This is a genomic window from Rosistilla ulvae, from assembly GCF_007741475.1.
GTDB classification, from domain to species: domain Bacteria; phylum Planctomycetota; class Planctomycetia; order Pirellulales; family Pirellulaceae; genus Rosistilla; species Rosistilla ulvae.
In genome coordinates this window covers 717380-735670 of record NZ_CP036261.1, presented here as the reverse complement: position 1 = coordinate 735670, position 18291 = coordinate 717380, and the positions used below count along the sequence as shown (strand labels likewise).

Here is an 18291-nt window from a genome sequence, read left to right as displayed (position 1 = left end):
GCCATATTTGAACGCCGCGGTTTCGGTCATCCGCCGCGTCCGCTTCGATCTATTCAGCTGAGTGTTTGCCGATCGCCACCGTTTCGATCTCCAATTCGCCGACCTGCTGCTCGGTCATCGGATTGGTCTGCCGTTGCCGGGTGAGTGCTTCGGCGGCGTGATATCGCGACGCGACGCCCGGCTGCGGCACCAGACCGCCACCGAGAATCAACAGCGTCAGAATCAGTACCGCCACGCGTTCGGCGGGGCGAGCATGCATTGGCACCAGAGTCCGGTTGTGGTGTCCGGTAAAGACGCGGAAGTAAGCCATCAGCACGGTGATTCCACAAAGCGCCGCAGCGATCACGACCATCGTGCCAACCAGTGGATAGACATCGACCGCCCCTTCGATCAACAACTCCATGCCGACAAACCCAACCGTCGCGGGAAACCCAATCGACGCCAAACCGGTCAACAGAAAGAAGCCCGACAGCATCGGCATCTGGCGAGCCAAGCCGTGATAATCGACCAGCGACACCCGCGAGATTCGCGCTTCGATACATCGCAGCGTGATCCCAAAACCTGTCAGCGATAGTCCCACCGACAACCACATGCACAACGCCCCGGTCAAACCGATCGGTGTGACAAGTTCCAGTCCGACCAACACCAACGACGATTGACTCAACAATAAATAACAGAACATCCGCCGCGCCTCGCGTTGAACCAACGCCATCGCCCCGCCGTAAACCGCTGTCACCAACGACAGCACGGCGATACTTTGCAACGCCCACGACGGAGCCATCGGCAACACCAACCGCATCACCGCATAAGCCCCAACCAACGGCGTGGTGAACAGGATCGCTGTCCCGAAGGTCGCCTTCTCAAACAGGTCGGTCATCCACAGGTGCAACGGAAAGATGCCGCTGCGCAAAAGCGCCGCCGCGGTCAGCAACGCGCCGGCGATCAAGGCCTGTGTCGAGGAGCCGTCGGAGTGGCTTAACCAAGCGAATCCCACGACCAACAGCAGAGCAAAGACTGCCATGTGAAGCACGTAGATCCGCGTGCAACGCTGCCGACTGCGAAGCTCCAGATAAGGCGGGATCGTCGCGGCGATCAGCAGTGCGATCAAGGTCCAGGATGATCGACAGCTGAACGTCGCCAGCACCAGCGACTCGGAAATCAGCGTCAGCTTCAACGAAAAGCGTGGCGCTTTGGTCCGCAGCGTCGACATCACGGTGACCAGAAAAATCAACGCAGCCAGAGGCAACTGGAACGCGCTCAGTTCATCGACGACAAATATATCGCGTTGAAACAACCAATCGAGGAACAGCCAATGGTCGTGCGCTTCGAACGACCCGATCGAGACAAAGTCGACAAGTTCACCGACGGTCAACGCTAGGGTCACCCCGCAGATCGCAATCGCATGCTGCAGAACGCTTTCGCGGTTGCCAAGCAGGTGAATCCACAAGGCTCCAAATAATGGAACCAGGATGGAAACTTCGATCCAAGGAAAATGGAGTTCAGGCATTTGGCGGTTCGACAGGTTGAAGATTGATCGAGCGGATGAAGGCAACAGGAATCGGATACGACGGTGAATCAGCGGCGACTGGACGCCGCGGTCGCTCAAGCGACGTTCTGCAGATCCTCGGGATGTGGTTCGACGCGATCCGATTCGCGCGATGGCTCATGAGAAATCGAATCGGTGATCCGCCGCTCCAAGCGATCGAACCAGCCAAACGTTTGCAAAAACGGCCGCACGATCCACTTGTCCAAGGCGAGGTCCATGAAACCGCGATCGTATCCAAACCGATAGCACCACCGCTGCACGCTCGCCGGCAGCGAGGCGGCACCAGCCCAAGCCTGGTGCGGCAAACGTGTGCCGATCTTGTTTTCCAATTCGTTGTAGTCGCGCAACAGCGTCGGCGCTCGCAACAACTGCATCGTTCGCATGCAGGCGTGGCCGATGATGTGGATCAACGCCAAGTAGCGAAGGCCCAATCCGATCTCGACAACGATGATTCCAACTTGTGTCAGCGAAGCGTAGGCCAGCGAAACCTTGATATCGTTCTGCACGCGAGACATCACCGCACCACAAGCTGCCGAAACGACGCCCAACGCAATCACCATCAACTGCAGCGTCAGCGAAGCGTCCAGGATCGGGCTCAAACGCAACAACAAAAACGCTCCCAAGTGAACCGACAGCGCCCCGTAGAAGATCGCACTCGACGGCGTCGGTCCTTCCATCGCTCGCGGCAACCAGCCGCTAAAGGGAAACAGCGCCGATTTGCCCGCAGCCGCCACCAGCAACAACGAACCAACCCACAACGCCTCCGTCGAACTGATTGCCGCGGTTCCTTCGGGCCACACGCCCGAACTCATCAAACCGCCAAAGTCCCCCTCGCCACTCAAGTGATGCATCATCAGTGCGGCGATCAAAAATGCAGCGTCCGACAAACGGTAGATCGACCACACCCGCTGACCATTGCGAACCGGATTGACGCGTTCGTGGAAGTAGGCGACCAACAGGGCCGACGACAGTCCCACCAGTTCCCAGCCGACAAACAACGCTTCGATCGTGCCGGCCAACGACGACAACACCATCCCGCAGAAGAAGACGGCGTAATACAAAAAGAACCGCCGGTACCCCTCTTCACGATGCAGGTAGCGGCGAGTGAATGCGCCGACGACGCCACACAACACACACGACAGCATCAGGAACGGGATGCTCAACCGATCGAACACGAACTTCAAATGAAAATGAAATTCCTGCTCCGGGATCGACACCCAATTCCCTAGCTCGATCGGAACGTAACGGATCCCGGTGGCCAACATGATCACCAAGATGCCGATCGCTGGCAGCAACGAAAACAGCACCGCAGCCTGAGTCAACCGCGAGATCGTCGCCTCGCTCAACTGCCAATTGACCAACGCTGCCAGCCCCAGGATCGCCAGCAGGATCGCGGGACTTGCGACGACCGCGGTTCCGAGTGCCTGAAAAGTCGTGTCGAGATAATTCATAGTGATTCGCAAAGACGACAGAAACGGGAATGATTGGGATCGATCGGGGCTTGGACGGCCGCGATGTTATGCAGGCTTGGCAGGATCGGAGACCGAGGCAAAACCAAGATGGCCACGCTGTCCGCGGTACCACTGGATCGACGAATCGACCACCGGCAGTTCGGTGGATTCAGGCGTATACGGTTGGTACTTTCCTTTGACGTAACGCAGCAGCGTCGAGGTCTCCGGATCGATCAGTGCCAACTGCACCCACGCCCCTTCAACCAGTCGCGCGATCCCAGGGTTTGCGGCGATGATCTTATCCATCTTCTCGGGCGTCGTTTCGATGACAAACAAGATCCGCACCGGCTCGTGAATTTCGACCATCTGCTGCGACAGGCCCGGCCGCAGATCGCTAGCCGCTCCGGTCATCACGCCTAACATCGATGCAACGTTATGCGGCAGCTTCGACCCGCATCCGTAGCCTTCGGTATCGACGGTGGAAAAGTAATATTCCAAGTTAATGCCGGCACAAACGGGGATCGCCGCCTGCAGGATCCGCGTCAGCACACCGACGTTTTCGTCGTCGACCGCCGGATCGTATTCCGTCAAAAAGACGCGGCGATCCATGAACAGACCGCGTGTCCAATCGCGGCGTCCGACGGTCACCAAGGCATTGGTCGCGTGGTTGTATTCGGGCCGTGCTTGCGACAGATCCTCGGCTCGCTGTTCGACATGTTCCAGCGCCGCGGCGGGACTCAGATCCAACGGCGCCGATTCAAACCGACGCGATCGTTCGTGAGCGTTCCGCGCCCGCGTCTCATTCACACTCTGTTCGATCCGCCGAAACAAGGGCCGATGGGTGCGAGGCAACAGATCCAAATCGTAGTATTCGACGGCGTCGTTGCAGGTGTTGTGAAACGCGCCGACGAAGCGAACGTCTTCGGGAATCTCGATCCCCTGATCAGCCACCAACCGCCGCACTCGCGGATCGTTTGCCATCGTCGCAAAAGCGCGAGCGTTCGGGCCGCCGCGACCACCGCTGCAAGCACCGCAGTTGTAAGCCGATTCATGGGGATTGTTCAGACTGCCGCTGCCGTGCCCAAAGAAGAGCAGGATCGGTGGAAAGTTGTCGACGCACCCGATGTCCTGAAGGATCCGGACAACGATCCCCGCCATCTCATCCAGACTGTATCCCAACGCCTCGGGATCCGAACCGGGCTGTTCCGCAGTCCGTTCGATATGCAGTTCGGTCGCTGGCGGACGAACAAACGTTCCGACCGACTCGCGAATCCGCGACGTCAACCGCGGGGCAAGAATGCGAGCCACCATCGGGAACGTCGCCACCGCGCCGAAGATGCCGGTCACCCATCCGCCCAACAGCGTCCGTGAATTGGCATGCACCTGATGCGTGAACCAGCCGATTTGACGCCTCCGTTGAGCCCGCCGCTGGCTGTCATCGACCGCCGAAAATAAAGGCTCCTCGCGAACGTAGTGCTTCGGCGTGACGATCGCAGGGCAGAGCGGCCTGTAGTGCGCGTGGTCGGCTCCCTGGTAATACATCGCCACGGCATAAAAGCCAGCCGCCGACGCGGTTTCGCATTCCGGATCGACCTCTTCCAGATGGCGTCGGAACGATTCCTCGCGATCATCGATGCAGAAGATCGCCACAAAAGCGGGCTTCGCTGCGGCGGGACGCTCCGCGGTGCGACGCCGCGCCGAATGGAGTGCAAGCGCGTCGAGCGCTGCAACTTGATAGTGACGTTCGTAGGCGAGATGAAGTATGCGCCGCCGCGCTGTCGAATCGAACAACCCGATCTCGCGGACCAAACACGCCCATTGCTCGCCGGTCATGCTGACCAAGCTCTCCGGCGTCCAACCGCCCGCTTGAGCCAGCTGGAACACGGTATAAGTTCGTTCGTCGATCGAGGGTCCTCGTCGACCGGGCAACCGCGTTTCGGCAAGTCGACGAATCTCCGACATCTGCCGCGTCCCGAATTGCCGCTGCCCCAGATCGGCGATCGCCAAGCGTTCGAGAATCAATCGAATCGCCAGATATTCGTCGAGCGATCCCGCTGGAATCGGATGAGGCAACCAGGGCGTATTCGCTTCGGTCTGCCAGATCATCCCCGCCCAACCACGCAGCGCCAGCAGCGTTGCACACAGTTTTTCTTCGACGTCCGCATGTGGAACCTCCATCGCTTGAAGCGATTCGGCGATCGAGGCCAGCGGATCAAATCCTCCCGCCGCAATCGGCTGCAGCGTCGCTCCGATCCCTTTCATCCAGGCGGGTTTAACGGCCATCGGCTGAAGGAACAGATTGGCAAACGCTACCGCAAATCCCTGCTCACGATCGGGGAGACTCCAATCGGCGAGGCCCTGATCTAAGAAGCCGCCGCAAAATCGGATCAACACTTCATTGACCGACACATCGATATCTTCACCGGTAGCCGCCAACAGCAGATCGCGGAGACGTACGGGAGCAACAAACTCGGGCTCTGGAAGATTCGCCGCCTGCACTCCGTCGCGGCAAACCTGCCACAACAGTCTCAACACAAACGCTTCCCACTGCGGATCGGTCCACGATTGAATTCGATTATCGCGAGATTGATCGATCACCGAATCGACCACCGCGGGCAACTGCGACGTCGATTCGCTTACCGCACCATCGCGGCGGGAAAGATCGCGATGCCGCATCACCCAGCTGCGCGTTTGCGCGATCATCTGCTCGCGACGCTGCGGCGAGATCTCCGCTTGGAACCGCTTCAACAGATCGGTCTCGGCCAGCAACCAATGCAGCTCGGCATCCGGAGCGGAATGCAACGTCATCTGCAACATCGCCAGCTGCAACGTATAACGCGTCCCAAAACTGGCGACCAATTCGTCAGCCCCTTCGTCCAGATCGTCCATCAAGACCTGGCGAAGATCGTCGACCGAGATCCGCCCGCGGTGCAGTTCGCTGCGATAGCGATCTTCCGCCAGATAGGGCTCGCATCCAAACCGCTTGCCCCCCTCGATCACCGCCTCTTCAAACGGCAGATCCTCCATCGAGTGCAAGGTGTTGTGATGCACGAAGATCGAAATCGGACCCTGTGCGGGGAGGAAATGGATCGCGTGGTCGATCGCCTTTCGCAAACTATCGGGATCGCAGCGACCGGATCCGTTGCCGTCGGAAGTTTCCGCTGGCGACAGAATCGAAGTTGCATCGTGCATCGAAGAAATTTCCTGAATCGCGTGGGAGAGAGGCGGGAATCGAGGCAACCGTGTTGCAGCAATCAACCTAATAAAGAGGGGCCCCACGGTTCAAAAGCAACGGTTATGCCAATCACTGAAAAATCACGCAGGATTCAGCAAAGTCGGTATGAGACGCGAAAAACCTCTCCATTTCTAAGACCCGCCCATCCAACGACAGATTGTCGCAGCAACACCGGCGGAGGATCCCTGCAAGCCTCTGCAGGCGGATGCAAAAACTTGCAGGCCGGGGCAGGGGAGGGGGCCGAGGCCTGTTACCTCCATTTGCTCCGGCGGGAACTTATAATCTCCGGTACTCGGCCGGCCGCACCGCCGGCTGCGATCCCCGTTCCTTCGCGAGTCTCTCCCCCAATGATTCGACACTCACTTCCGATCGTCGCGTTGGCCTTGCTGCAATCCGCCGCAGCACCGCTCCACTTCGCCTCCGACGCTGCGGCTCAATCACCGCCGGCGGCGGCCGACCGGGCGATCGCCGCTCACCGCGTGCAGGCGTCCCATCTGCCCAATCCAGTGCAGATCGGCGACAAAGTGATCTCTGGCGGGCTGCCCGAAGACGAACAAGCCTTTGCCGAACTGCGATCGCTGGGAGTCAAGACGATCATCAGCGTCGACGGCGCCCGGCCCGACGTCGCGATGGCATCGCGGTTCGGGCTCCGATACGTCCACCTGCCGCACGGTTACAACGGGATCCCATCCGCGCGAGTTCAAGAGCTGGCGAAAGCGGTTCGCGATCTCGAAGGGGCGATCTACATTCATTGCCACCACGGGAAACATCGCAGCCCCGCCGCGGCCACCGTCGCATGCGTCGCTGCTGGGCAGATTCCAGCCGGCGACGCCACCGCGATTCTGCAGCTGGCTGGAACCAGCCCGAATTACCAAGGACTCTATCGCGCCGCCAAATCAGCCCAGCCGATCGCCACCGCCGAACTGGACGCATTGCAGGTTCGCTTTGAAGCGCAAGTCAGCCCACCGCCGATGGTCGAACAGATGATTGCGATCGAGCAGACGCACGACAACCTCAAGCGGCTAGCCGCCGCCGACTGGAAAGTCTCCGACAAACATCCCGACCTCGACCCAGCTCACGAAGCGCTGTTGATGCGGGAGCACTTCACCGAGATGCTTCGCGATAGGGACGCTCCCCAGTCGCAAGCTTTCCAGCAATCGATCCGCGACAGCCGCGATGCAGCGGCGGGGTTAGAAGCTGCGATTCGCCAGGGCTTGCCCAACGATGTGCGGCGACAATTCACCGATCGGATCGAGGCAAATTGCAAATCGTGCCATCGCCAATTTCGCGACATCCCGCTGGCTCCGTGAACGACTCATTTAGAAGTCGACCTGAGCTCGCATCGCAAAGATCCCCGCTTCGCTGTCGCCGTAGATCGGATTATCTAACATCGCGTAGATGTAGTTGAACTGGAACTTGGTGAAGGGGTTTATGTACCAATTCAAACCGGCTGTCAGATCGTTAAGCGTACCGCCGAGGATATCGTCGTCGGTGAGATCCAGATAAGACCATCGCCCGGCGACTTCCCAAGCTCCCAAACCACCGCCTCTACCGACGCTATGATTTGGCTTGACGCGGCCAAACACGCCCCCCTTGCTGTTGTAGGTCCGCGATTCGCCGGTCAAAAAGTAACCGACTTGCGAATAGGCTCCCGTGAACCCAACAGTCGATTGACCGGGGCGATCGACGACGACGAAGTAGAACTCGCTTTGCGAGTAGAACGAACCGAGAGCTGTCGCAAATTCGACGTTGAACAGATTGCTGTTGTTCGCTTGAAATATGCCGGTGTCGACAAAGGGTGGCACGAACGTGGGAGCGGCCGCGGGCACTCCGCCACCCGTTTCGAATATGCCGACCTCGGGCTGACTGCGATACTGGAAGCTGTCGTTCGATGGATCGACAAAACTGTATCCGCCGCCAAGATGAACCAATCCGCGACCGGGGCCATTGTTCATCAACAGACCGGTCAACCGAGCCGCCATGCCATAGCCGCCGTTGTCGCCGATGTTGCCACCGTTGAAGTCGGTGGGATACCGGAAACCCGAAACCGCCCAGGTCATGACTTCATCGCTGTCGCAGCCATACAGCGTCGCACCGATCTGGCGAAACGGCAGGAAGGCGAATGGCAAACCGCGTTCGAGAAACGTCATCTCTCGGACGCTTGTCAGCCCGTCCATGCCAAACGGTTGGCGAAACTGACCGATCCGCAGGTTGTTCGATCCGACCACGTCATCGATGTCCAACCAGACATCCATAAAACTCGGACGCCCGGGAAACCCGAAGTCCATCTCCAGCATATAGCTGACGTTGTCCCAAGCCTGCCCAGTCGCGGCCAGTCGGGCGCGACGAAAATCGGCGCCGTCCTGGATGTCTCCGCGAACCGGATCGCCGGCACCAAGCGTCGTGCGGTTCGCTTCGTCTTGGTCGAACCAAAGCGCATCAGTTTGGATCAGTCCCGTGACTCGCACCGAAGGAAATTTGGGCTTCGCAATCGGATCGGGGCTACAGACCACCGGCGTCACCGCCCCGGCACGCAGTTCATCGATCTGCTGCTGCAACCGCTGCAGTTCCCACTGGATGTTCGATTCGCTTTCGACCTGCGGCTGGTCGGTGACAGCTGGCAAAAGAACAGGCTCTTGCGCATCGAGCGTCGTCAAACTGCCAAGCAGCACGACACCCATCGACGCCAACACCGCGCGGCACCATCCACGGCCTCGTGTCGCTTGTTCTAAAGGGTATCCCATAACCGCCACTCTCCCTTCCATTCGAACATCTGTTCCCACCCACCCATGGAGAACATACGACAAATTTCGGCGAGCCCTACCAGGCGGCTGAACCGACAAAAAGCCAACCGCTACAACCCGCCCAAAGAGCACAGCGTCGAGCCAAAATTTGGCAGCAATCGTGCAATTTGCTGCAGGCAACATCGCAGACACCCCTCCCCGAACATCGCTTCGCTCGTTCGACCCTCCCCAACAAACTGCGTTTGGGGGAGGGTGAATCGCCCGGCCTTCACCCGCCCGGCGAAGCTGGGAGGGTCGAAGAACGAGCCTTCAGCGAGTTTTTCGGGGAGGGCTTAACAACGTGGAGAAACGCACAGGAGTGACTCAACAGACGCTCCTCCCCGAACATCGCTTCACTCGTTCGACCCTCCCCTTCAAACTGCGTTTGGGGGCGGGTGAAGCGCCCGGCCTTCACCCGCCCGGCGGAACTGGGAGGGTCGAAAAACGAGCCTTCAGCGAGTTTTTCGGGGAGGGCTTACCAGCAGAATCAACCGCCCAGGGTTCGACTCAAGTACGCCCCCTTGCTGAGCGGGCGCTACCAGAACCTGCGATTTACAATCCGCATGGTTGGGAAACCAACAACGATGCCTTATATATGAAGCATCCGCTGCAGCGCCCCTTCACAATCCGTAGCCCGCTTTTCCACCGGGCCGATCCGCTCGAGCCACTCATGTTTGAAATTCAAGATGGACCAATTGGCCGCGGGATCCGGCGGATTGCTGCGGGGCTGGCCGTCCTGAGCCTGACGTCCCTGCTGCTGACCGGCAAGATCCTGCTGGACGTCCATCACGAACATGAGATCATGGCCCGCTTGGTGCTACATCTCCCACCCAGCGATGCCGCGGCGGCAGAGGGACTGCTGGGCGAACTGCGTCTCGATCGGATGCTGACGATCCTGCTGGTCGTCAATCTCAGCGGCACCACGATCGCTTTGGCGCTTGTCGTCCGCGGCTATCTGAGCAGCGAACGCTCGCTGCGAGCCGTCAAAGTTCTCGCAACCGACATTCTCGCCAGCATGGATGCGGGTGTGATTACGACCGATCGCAACGGGAGGATCAGCAGCACCAACCCGCGGGCACAAACGTTGCTCGGCAGCCCCGACAACGAAGGCGTGGGACAGTATCTTTCCGACCTAGGTGATGAACATGCTCTGCTCGATTCGATCTGCAGCGAGGTCCGCACCTACCACGATGCGATCCGCGACCGCGATTACTGCGTGACAAGCAACGGCCATCGGCAGACGCTTCGCGCCGGATGCACGCTGTTAAGCAATCAGCAGGGAGAAGATATCGGCACCGTGCTGCACGTTCGCGATGTCACCGAAAAGGCGCTGATCGAAGAACGGCTGCGTCGGATGGAGCGTTACATGGGACTCGGGTCTCTGGCCGCCGGACTGCAGCATGAAATCAAGAACCCACTGAGTGCCGTCTCGATTCATATCCAATTGTTGTGCGAACATCTTGCCAGCGAACCGTACGATCCGGAGGTCGCCGAACTGCTGGACGTCCTGCAGACCGAAGTCCAGCGGATCAACAATGTCTTGGACGGATTCCGCAACTACGCCTCGATGTCGGAGATCGGTCGATCGGCGGTCGATGTCACGCTGTTGATCGATAAACTGGTTCGCCTGCTGCGACCTCAAGCCGACCAGCAACAGGTGAAGATCAAAATTGAATCGCCCCCCGAAATGCTCGGCTTGATCCAAGCCGATTCGGTTCGCTTGGAACAGGTCTTCTTAAACCTGGCTCTCAACGCGATGGCGGCGATGCCCGACGGAGGTCTGCTGCGATTCCGCGTCGGCCAACTCAACGACCAGATTCGCATCGACATCGCCGACACCGGCAACGGGATCCTTCCAGAGATCCAATCACAAATCTTTGATCCCTATTTCACGACCCGCAGCGAAGGGACCGGGATGGGGCTTGCGCTCTGCGACAAGATCATCCGCCAACACGATGGCAGTATCGATTTCCGCACCAGCCCCGATGGAACCGAATTCACCGTGCTGCTGCCTCGAGGTACCCAGGAATGAAAACATCGGACTTTAGCGTTCTAATCGTCGACGACGAACCCAACATCCGATCGGGTCTGGCCAAGGGCTTGGCTGGCGAAGCCGATCGCGTCGAGACCGCCAGCGACGCCGAAGCGGCGCTCGACAAGTTCGAACAGTCGACTTATCAGCTGGTGATCGCCGACGTCCGCCTGGGCGGCAAGATCGACGGAATCGAACTGCTCCGCCAGCTTGGGCAAACTCATCCCCAGACCGCCGTGATCGTGATCACCGCTCATGGCACCGTTGAAACGGCTGTCGATGCGATGCGAGCCGGCGCGTTCGACTTCATCTCCAAACCATTGGACCTGAACCTCGTCCGGCAACAGGTTCGCAAAGCGCGGCAGCACCATGCGCTGCGGATCGAAAACCAACAACTGCGCAGCCGATTGGCCGACGCCGGGCAGATCTCCAACATCCTTGGCACCTGCGCCGCGATGCAGGATGTGTTCCATCAGATCCGGCAGGTTGCGACGACCGAAGCGACGGTGATGATCCAAGGGGAGAGCGGGACGGGGAAGGAGCTGATCGCCAGAGCGGTCCACGATCTCAGCCCCCGCGGCGATGGACCGTTTGTCGCCGTCAACCTCGGTGCGATGCCCGAATCGCTGCTCGAAAGCGAACTGTTTGGCCACGAGAAGGGATCCTTCAGCGGTGCCTCGCGGCAGAAACCGGGATGCTTCGAACAGGCCAGCGGCGGGACCCTGTTCCTGGACGAAGTCACCGAGATGTCGGCCAAGAGCCAAGTCGATCTGCTGCGAGTGCTCGAATCGGGCCAGTTCATCCGCGTCGGAGGTGAACAACTGCTTTCAGCCAACGTGCGGATCGTTTCGGCGACGAACAAGTCGGTGCAGGCGATGATCGAAGAGGGGACCTTTCGCGAAGATCTGTTCTATCGCTTGAACGTGATCCCAATCGAAGTCCCGTCGCTGCGGCAGCGCCGCGAGGACATCCCGCTGCTGGTCGAACACTTCTTAAAACACTTCTGCGATCGCCACGGGCGTCCGATGAAACAGATCTCTCCCGAAGCGATGCAGACTCTAGTCGCAGCAAAGTGGCCAGGCAACGTCCGCCAACTGCGGAACGTCGTCGAACGGATGGTCGTCACCCACACCGACGATCTGATCCACGATCATCAACTGCCCCAGGAACTGCAACTGCAAGCCAGTTCCAACGCCCCCTCGGCAACCGCTTGCACTTTGGCCGAAGCTGTCGAGCGGTGCGAACGCGAGACGATCTCCGCGGCGATGGCCGCTTGCGATTGCCACCGCGAGAACACCGCCAAGCGGTTGGGCGTCAGCGTCCGCACGCTGCACTACAAGATGAGCCGCTACGGGCTGCACTGACAAACGCGCCCACGCAACTGTCGCGTTCAACCGCCGGGTCCATCGAGCCGCAAGCTCTCGTCGACCTTCGGCTGTTTGGCGATCCGCTTGTTCAGCGTCGCTTGCCAGTTGGGCGAAAGCGTTGGCACCGCGGCCAACTCCGCCGCCGCCTCGAGATCCTGCTTGTCGTGATGCATCACGCGATTGGCGGCAGCGACCGTCCAATCGTCCCACTGCCGTTGCTGCAGTCGCAACCGCATCCCCGGCCCGACCAATCCCTCTTCGAGCACACGAAAATACCAACCGGTTCGCCCCGTCTGTTGCACTTGATATGCGAGGTCTTTGATAGCCCAACGCTTTGCCAATTTCCAGCACGGCTGCCGCGGCTGAGAGACTTGAACCACGGCATCGCCAACCGACCAGACGTCGCCGATACAAACATCGGCTTCGGTCAGATCGGCGACGGTAAAGTTCTCACCAAACGCGCCGGCCCCCAAGTCGTCGATCCCAAGCGTTTCCCGCCAGACCGGAAAATGGGCGGCGGAATAGACGCAGACCGCTTTGTGAGGCCCGCCATGATTAACGAGATCGGCTTGACCATCTCCTTGCAGATTGGTCGTCCCCAGCCACAACGGCTCACGGATCGGTTCTTTCCAGAACCCCGTCGTCCATTCCTTATCGGCCGTGATCGTCCGCGGCAGCCCCACTTGCACCGACAACAATTCGGCTTGCCGCGAACCGTTCATCGCTGCATCCCCTCGAGGACAACTCGCTTTTCTTCGATAAAGCGGACGTGATGCTGCAGATGCCCCGCGATCTTTTCCAACAGCGCCGCGAGCGTCAGCGGGCCGTCTTCATGATGGTTCCCGATACGTTGGAAATCGGCGTCATCCAGCGTTCGCAAGATTCGCGTCACTTGAGCACGGACCGCTTCGACCAACTGCAACTCCTCTTCGGCGTCGCGCTGGTCATAAGCCAGCCCCGCGGCAAACAGGTCGGGATCGCCGCCGAAAAACGTTGGCTCGTCCTCGGCGATCACTCGCTTCATCCGGTCGGCGTAGACCAATTCAAAGTCGGCGATATGGCAGAGCACCTGCCGCGTCGACCATTTGCCCGGTATCGGCACCGCATCGAACTGCGCCTCCGAAAAACCAGCGACAGCCCTTCGCAACACCGCACCGCCGGCAGCGTATTCTTCGATCAACGGATTCAACGCCATGCGATCTCTCCCTAGGTTCCCAAGCAAAATTTCAGCAGCCAAAATCGCATCGACTCACCAAGCAGCACCCAATCCGCCACGAGGGCCGGGGCCACGGGTTCACTCCTGCGTTGCCGCAGCGTCCAACTTCAGCGGCATCGAAATCAACAGACCGGCTGTCCGATCGTGAGTGCTGGTGCGATGTTTGACATGACATTTTAAACACTGTGAGGCTAAGCGGATCGAGCCCGCAAAGCGATACCGATCTTTCTGCACGCGATCGAAATAGGGTTTCCCCGCCGCCAACGCTTTGACCGCCGCGTGTTCGAATTCATCTTCGGGGCGATGGTCGACGTTCACAACATCGGTATTCACGACCAACCATTTCATCTCGACCTGAAAGCTGTCGGCCATCGCGTGGAAGACGTCCTCCAACGATGCCGACGGAATCGTGTGGGCATCGTCCTCGTCGAACAGATCGCGATGGACGACCTGCAGCGTGCCATGAATTGTTTCGTGCAACAGCGTCGCCCGGCTGCGAGCTTCCACTAAGGAACTCGCCACGGCAACTCGCTTGGAAGCCGGATCGGCCTCCGGCTGTTCGGCGCGAAGCGTTACCAGCGAGCATCCGATGGCGAAGAAGACTCCAAACGCGGTGACTCTGTATTTCATCGTGTGGTACCAACAAAAAGGCGGGGCAGGGCAGGGGGGGGCGTGAACAGCAGCAGCGGACCAGGATCGATCGCCCACCGACAAAGCTGCAAAAACCATGCATCTTTCTAACTGCCACCGCCGCAAGGGTCAACTGAAACCTATGTCACAGATTGACGCAGCGGCGGTTCCGCATTGCCAGCGACTCCATCGCGACCCCGCCAACGCTAGCAAATACTTGTCCTGGCGCAGCGATTCGCCAGACCAAAGGGTCTCGTGACCGCCGAATCGCCGACGATCGCAGCGAATGAACTTGACAGCGTTTGGACTCGATGGGAGATTCCCCAACGTATCGCTTCAATCACCGTGACAAGGATGTCGTTGGATGGACGAGGAACTCGCTTTTATTGATATTCACTGCCATTTGCTGCCGGGTATCGACGATGGCGCGAGGGACTGGGACGAATCGCTCGCGATGGCAAGGATTGCTGTCCAGGATGGCATTCGTTGCTCCGTTTTGACTCCGCATCAACTGGGACAATATTCGCTGACAACCGGCGATGAGATCCGACGGTTGACCGCCGAATTCCAAACCCGCCTGCAAGAGCAAGAGATCCCGCTGGTCGTGCGCCCCGGTGCCGACGTGAGGATCGATTTGGATATGATCGAACGCTTGGCTAGCGGCGACTGCGTCTCGCTGTCCGACCGCAGCAAACACGTGCTGTTGGAACTACCACACGAACTCTACTTTCCGTTGGAACCCGTACTGGCCAACTTAAAGAAGCTGGGAATGGTCGGGATCCTTTCGCACCCCGAGCGGAACGAAGGGATCTTAAAACGCCCCGAACTGATTCCACCGCTGGTTCAGGCAGGTTGCCTGATGCAGATCACCGCCGACAGCCTGACGGGTGTCTTCGGTAGCGCACCGAAGAAGTTGAGCGAATGGTTGCTGCAAAATGGGTTAACCCATTTCATCGCTTCGGACGCTCACGGCACGCGGCGACGCAAGCCATTGATGCGGCGCAGTTTCGACCGCGCCAGCGAACTGGTTGGCGAAGCGTATGCCACCGCGATCTGTTGCCACAATCCGCTGGCGGTCGTCAACGGGAAGACCGTCGCCAAACTGCCGCCGATCAAACGCCGCGGCTGGATGGACCGGATCCTGAAACGACAGGCCGCTTAACGGTTCCCACCGCCTCAAATCCTAAACGACTCCCCCGACCGACATGCACGCCGACGGTGATCGATTGAATACAACCAACCTTCTCCGCCTGGTGCTAATGTTTGCCGGGGTGTTGTGCGGTGGTGTCGTCGATGCCCAGACGAGCACAGCGAATCGGTGGCCGTTCGAAGCGCAGATCGGCCAGTTTGCGCTCCATTCAGACTTCAACGTCGCCGCCGATCCGCAGATCGTCGCCCAACTGGGATCGTTGCAAGCGGATCTAAAGAAGACGCTGCAGATCGAGATCTACCCCGAACCGATCCACTTGATCCTGTTCGAACATCAATCGAACTACCAAGGGTACATGCAGCGCTACTTCCCCAACGTCCCATTTCGTCGAGCGCTCTTTATCAAGCGACGCGGGCCCGGCATGGTCTTCGCGTACAAGAGCGATCAGATGCACATCGACCTGCGGCACGAGACCTCCCATGCGCTGCTGAACGCTTCGCTCCCCTACGTCCCGCTGTGGCTCGACGAAGGTCTAGCGGAATACTTCGAAAGCCCCCCGACAGACGCTGCGCGACAGCACATCCACCAAGCGAGCACGCGGCGGAAGGCTTTTTGGCGACAGGTCCCCTCGATCGAATCGCTCGAAGCTGTCGGCGATCTCTCCGCAATGGGGGCGACCGAATATCAAGAAGCGTGGTCCTGGGTCCACTTTCTACTGCACGAGAGCGACCAATCGCGGGGCGTGCTGATTCGTTTTTTACAAGAATTGCAAGCCCATTCCCCTCCGGGGCAACTGAGCCGCCGCGTCGCAACAGAGCTACCGGACTGGAAATCTCGCTATCTAGCTCATTTCCAACGTTAATCGACAGCCCGACAAGGCATCCATAACAGCAGCGAAGCAAACCTTGCCCCCAAAGCATCGCCCGCCAACGGTCTCCTTCTCCGCAATTCCCTCCCAAGGACGGGAAATCCGCACGACGATTGGAGACGCGCCTTGAATCGCGCCGATCGCTGGCAATTCGTGCAATACAGCAGACTTTGCACGACGTGGTATATAAAATAAGTAAGGCTTTACACGATAATGAACGAAGATTCGCTGAGTACGATTTGGCTCGGGAGCCGTTCAAACGTAGAGAGAAGCAAAGCAATGCACCCCCCACACCTGGGACCCACGACGGGACGTTACAAAATGACTTTATGCCCACAAACGATTACGCGAATCGCAGTGGTCTTGGCCGCGCTGCTTCCAGCCAGTTGGGCCTGTGCGCAATCGAACTTGCCCAGCCAGACTCAACTGATCAACAAGCATATCCAACAGGGTTGGATCGATTACGAACTGAAGCCATCGCCGGCATCCCCCGATGGAAAGTGGTGCCGCCGCGTCTACTTGGACATCATCGGCCGGATTCCAACCCCCGCGGAATTGGACGCGTTCCTACAAGACAAAGGGGCCGACAAGGACCATCGCCTGGTCAACATGCTGTTGCATGACGATCGCTATACCGAAGAATATGCCCGCAACTGGGCGACGGTTTGGACCAACATCCTGATCGGTCAAACCGGCGGCAATGAACGGAATTCGCTGACCAGCCGACCGGGGATGAGCAAATACCTGCGAGATTCGTTCGCTCGCAACAAGCCCTACAACGACATGGTTTTCGAACTGGTCACAGCGACGGGCAGCACCAAACCGGGGACCGAAAACTTCAATGGTGCCACGAACTTTCTGGCGATGAAGGTCAACGAGGACCAAGCGACATTGGCCACGTCGTCGACCTCGCGAATTTTCATGGGACTGCAGGTGCAATGCACGCAGTGCCACAACCATCCATTCAACCAATGGAAGCAACAGAAATTCTGGGAGTTCAATTCGTTCTTCCGACAAACCCGCGCCTTGCGTCGTTATGCCGAAGGAACCCGCGACGTCTCGCATGCCGAATTGGTCGATGAAGATTTTGCAGGGGAAGCGGGTGATCCCTCCAAAGCGATCGTCTTCTACGAACTTCGCAATGGCGTCACCCGAACTGCCGGCCCAGTCTTCATGGACGGCACCGAAGTCGACGTCAGCGGGTATGTCAGCGATGTCAATCGCCGCGAAGCACTCGGCAAGATGATGATCGAGAGCGAGTTCATGGACAAGATGATCGTGAATCGCATGTGGGCTCACTTTATGGGATATGCGTTCACCAAACCTGTCGACGATTTGGGACCGCACAACGTCGCTTCGCATCCAATGCTGTTGGAAGAACTGGGGGCCGAATTCCGCAAAGCCAGCTTTGATCTAAAACAATTGATCCAGTGGATTGCGCTCAGCGAGCCGTATCGATTGAGCAGCCAGACCACCCGATCCAATGCATCGGACGATCCACAACAAGGCGAACCGCCGAAGTTCACCCACTTCTACCTTCGCCAAATGTCGGCCGAACAACTGTATCAATCGCTTGTCTCGACAAACAAGGCGAGCGCCCGAGGTTCCTATGAAAGCCAAGAGGCTGAACGCAACCGGTGGTTGCAACAATTCGTGACAGCGTTCGGAACCGACGAGGGAGATGAATCGACATCGTTTAACGGATCGATCCCTCAAGCCTTGATGATGTTCAACGGCGACCTGGTCCGAAACTCAACCACGACCGACAGCGGCAGCTTCCTTGGCGACCTGGCTCGCGAAAACATGAAGCCAGGCGACAAGGTCCACCGTCTATTCCTCGCCGGAATGGGACGACGGGCATCGCGCGATGAATTGACAATCGCCAATAAATTGCTGGCTGCCCGCAAGGGAGATCAAGCGGCGATGCTGCAAGATATGTGGTGGGCGATTCTGAACAGCAACGAATTCATCATCAACCACTGATTGAACCAGTGGGAAGGCTCAACGCCTTTC

At 58.8% G+C, this 18291-nt stretch carries 13 protein-coding genes; 6 read left to right on the top strand and 7 right to left on the bottom strand.

Annotated features, from left to right (window positions below; translation table 11 throughout):
• Positions 1-49: 49 nt before the first annotated feature.
• The 3 genes from EC9_RS02770 to EC9_RS02760 form a co-directional block, all read right to left on the bottom strand.
• Positions 50-1507 (bottom strand): proton-conducting transporter transmembrane domain-containing protein, encoded by a 1458-nt coding sequence (locus tag EC9_RS02770; protein WP_145342172.1) that lies wholly within the window; start codon positions 1505-1507, stop codon positions 50-52.
• Positions 1508-1602: 95 nt separating this feature from the next.
• Positions 1603-2997: a proton-conducting transporter transmembrane domain-containing protein gene (locus EC9_RS02765; RefSeq protein ID WP_145342170.1), complete on the bottom strand. Its 1395-nt coding sequence runs from the start codon at positions 2995-2997 to the stop codon at positions 1603-1605.
• A 66-nt stretch (positions 2998-3063) separates the two neighbouring features.
• A complete protein-coding gene (locus EC9_RS02760) occupies positions 3064-6189 on the bottom strand; it encodes a DUF2309 domain-containing protein (RefSeq protein WP_145342168.1) in 3126 nt (1041 codons plus the stop codon).
• Between the two features lie 390 nt (positions 6190-6579).
• Between EC9_RS02760 and EC9_RS02755 the strand changes: the two genes are divergently transcribed.
• Positions 6580-7542, top strand: coding sequence for a cytochrome c (locus EC9_RS02755; RefSeq protein WP_218934541.1), 963 nt, complete (start codon positions 6580-6582; stop codon positions 7540-7542).
• A gap of 9 nt (positions 7543-7551) precedes the next feature.
• On the opposite strand, the gene EC9_RS02750 is transcribed toward EC9_RS02755, so the two are convergent.
• Positions 7552-8976 carry an OprO/OprP family phosphate-selective porin gene (locus EC9_RS02750; protein WP_145342164.1) on the bottom strand — a complete coding sequence of 475 codons (1425 nt, stop codon included), beginning with the start codon at positions 8974-8976 and terminating at the stop codon, positions 7552-7554.
• A gap of 709 nt (positions 8977-9685) precedes the next feature.
• Here EC9_RS02750 and EC9_RS02745 point away from each other — a divergent pair.
• Together EC9_RS02745 and EC9_RS02740 are read left to right on the top strand one after the other, a co-directional pair.
• A complete protein-coding gene (locus EC9_RS02745; RefSeq protein ID WP_145282151.1) occupies positions 9686-11047 on the top strand; it encodes a two-component system sensor histidine kinase NtrB in 1362 nt (453 codons plus the stop codon).
• The gene (locus EC9_RS02740) at positions 11044-12411 is read left to right on the top strand and encodes a sigma-54-dependent transcriptional regulator (protein WP_145342162.1); all 1368 of its coding nucleotides are present in this window, start codon (positions 11044-11046) and stop codon (positions 12409-12411) included. The genes EC9_RS02745 and EC9_RS02740 overlap by 4 nt, the downstream gene beginning before the upstream one ends.
• 26 nt (positions 12412-12437) lie before the next feature.
• Here the strand turns inward: EC9_RS02740 and EC9_RS02735 are convergent, their stop codons facing one another.
• The 3 genes from EC9_RS02735 to EC9_RS02725 all read right to left on the bottom strand — a co-directional run bounded on the left by EC9_RS02735 (position 12438) and on the right by EC9_RS02725 (position 14260).
• Entirely contained in the window at positions 12438-13136 is a 699-nt protein-coding gene (locus tag EC9_RS02735; protein WP_145342160.1) for an MOSC domain-containing protein, read from the bottom strand.
• The gene (locus EC9_RS02730) at positions 13133-13609 is read right to left on the bottom strand and encodes a DinB family protein (RefSeq protein WP_145342158.1); all 477 of its coding nucleotides are present in this window, start codon (positions 13607-13609) and stop codon (positions 13133-13135) included. The genes EC9_RS02735 and EC9_RS02730 overlap by 4 nt, the downstream gene beginning before the upstream one ends.
• A gap of 99 nt (positions 13610-13708) precedes the next feature.
• Entirely contained in the window at positions 13709-14260 is a 552-nt protein-coding gene (locus tag EC9_RS02725) for a c-type heme family protein (RefSeq protein WP_145342156.1), read from the bottom strand.
• A 364-nt stretch (positions 14261-14624) separates the two neighbouring features.
• On the opposite strand from EC9_RS02725, the gene EC9_RS02720 reads away from it, so the two are divergent.
• From EC9_RS02720 to EC9_RS02710, 3 genes are all read left to right on the top strand, one after another.
• Complete coding sequence (locus EC9_RS02720) at positions 14625-15422, top strand: tyrosine-protein phosphatase (protein ID WP_145342154.1); 798 nt, start codon at positions 14625-14627, stop codon at positions 15420-15422.
• Between the two features lie 64 nt (positions 15423-15486).
• Positions 15487-16272 (top strand): DUF1570 domain-containing protein, encoded by a 786-nt coding sequence (locus EC9_RS02715; RefSeq protein ID WP_218934540.1) that lies wholly within the window; start codon positions 15487-15489, stop codon positions 16270-16272.
• Between the two features lie 327 nt (positions 16273-16599).
• On the top strand, positions 16600-18261 hold the full coding sequence (locus EC9_RS02710) for a DUF1549 domain-containing protein (RefSeq protein ID WP_145342150.1): 1662 nt from the start codon (positions 16600-16602) through the stop codon (positions 18259-18261).
• Positions 18262-18291: the final 30 nt, after the last annotated feature.

What these genes read in the sequence shown, in the direction of transcription:
- EC9_RS02730 (WP_145342158.1), bottom strand. Translation starts at nt 13,609, where the DNA reads ATGGCGTTGAATCCGTTGATCGAAGAATACGCTGCCGGCGGTGCGGTG.
- EC9_RS02745 (WP_145282151.1), top strand. Translation starts at nt 9,686, where the DNA reads ATGTTTGAAATTCAAGATGGACCAATTGGCCGCGGGATCCGGCGGATT.
- EC9_RS02725 (WP_145342156.1), bottom strand. Translation starts at nt 14,260, where the DNA reads ATGAAATACAGAGTCACCGCGTTTGGAGTCTTCTTCGCCATCGGATGC.
- EC9_RS02720 (WP_145342154.1), top strand. Translation starts at nt 14,625, where the DNA reads ATGGACGAGGAACTCGCTTTTATTGATATTCACTGCCATTTGCTGCCG.
- EC9_RS02770 (WP_145342172.1), bottom strand. Translation starts at nt 1,507, where the DNA reads ATGCCTGAACTCCATTTTCCTTGGATCGAAGTTTCCATCCTGGTTCCA.
- EC9_RS02760 (WP_145342168.1), bottom strand. Translation starts at nt 6,189, where the DNA reads ATGCACGATGCAACTTCGATTCTGTCGCCAGCGGAAACTTCCGACGGC.
- EC9_RS02750 (WP_145342164.1), bottom strand. Translation starts at nt 8,976, where the DNA reads ATGGGATACCCTTTAGAACAAGCGACACGAGGCCGTGGATGGTGCCGC.
- EC9_RS02735 (WP_145342160.1), bottom strand. Translation starts at nt 13,136, where the DNA reads ATGAACGGTTCGCGGCAAGCCGAATTGTTGTCGGTGCAAGTGGGGCTG.
- EC9_RS02755 (WP_218934541.1), top strand. Translation starts at nt 6,580, where the DNA reads ATGATTCGACACTCACTTCCGATCGTCGCGTTGGCCTTGCTGCAATCC.
- EC9_RS02740 (WP_145342162.1), top strand. Translation starts at nt 11,044, where the DNA reads ATGAAAACATCGGACTTTAGCGTTCTAATCGTCGACGACGAACCCAAC.
- EC9_RS02765 (WP_145342170.1), bottom strand. Translation starts at nt 2,997, where the DNA reads ATGAATTATCTCGACACGACTTTTCAGGCACTCGGAACCGCGGTCGTC.
- EC9_RS02710 (WP_145342150.1), top strand. Translation starts at nt 16,600, where the DNA reads ATGACTTTATGCCCACAAACGATTACGCGAATCGCAGTGGTCTTGGCC.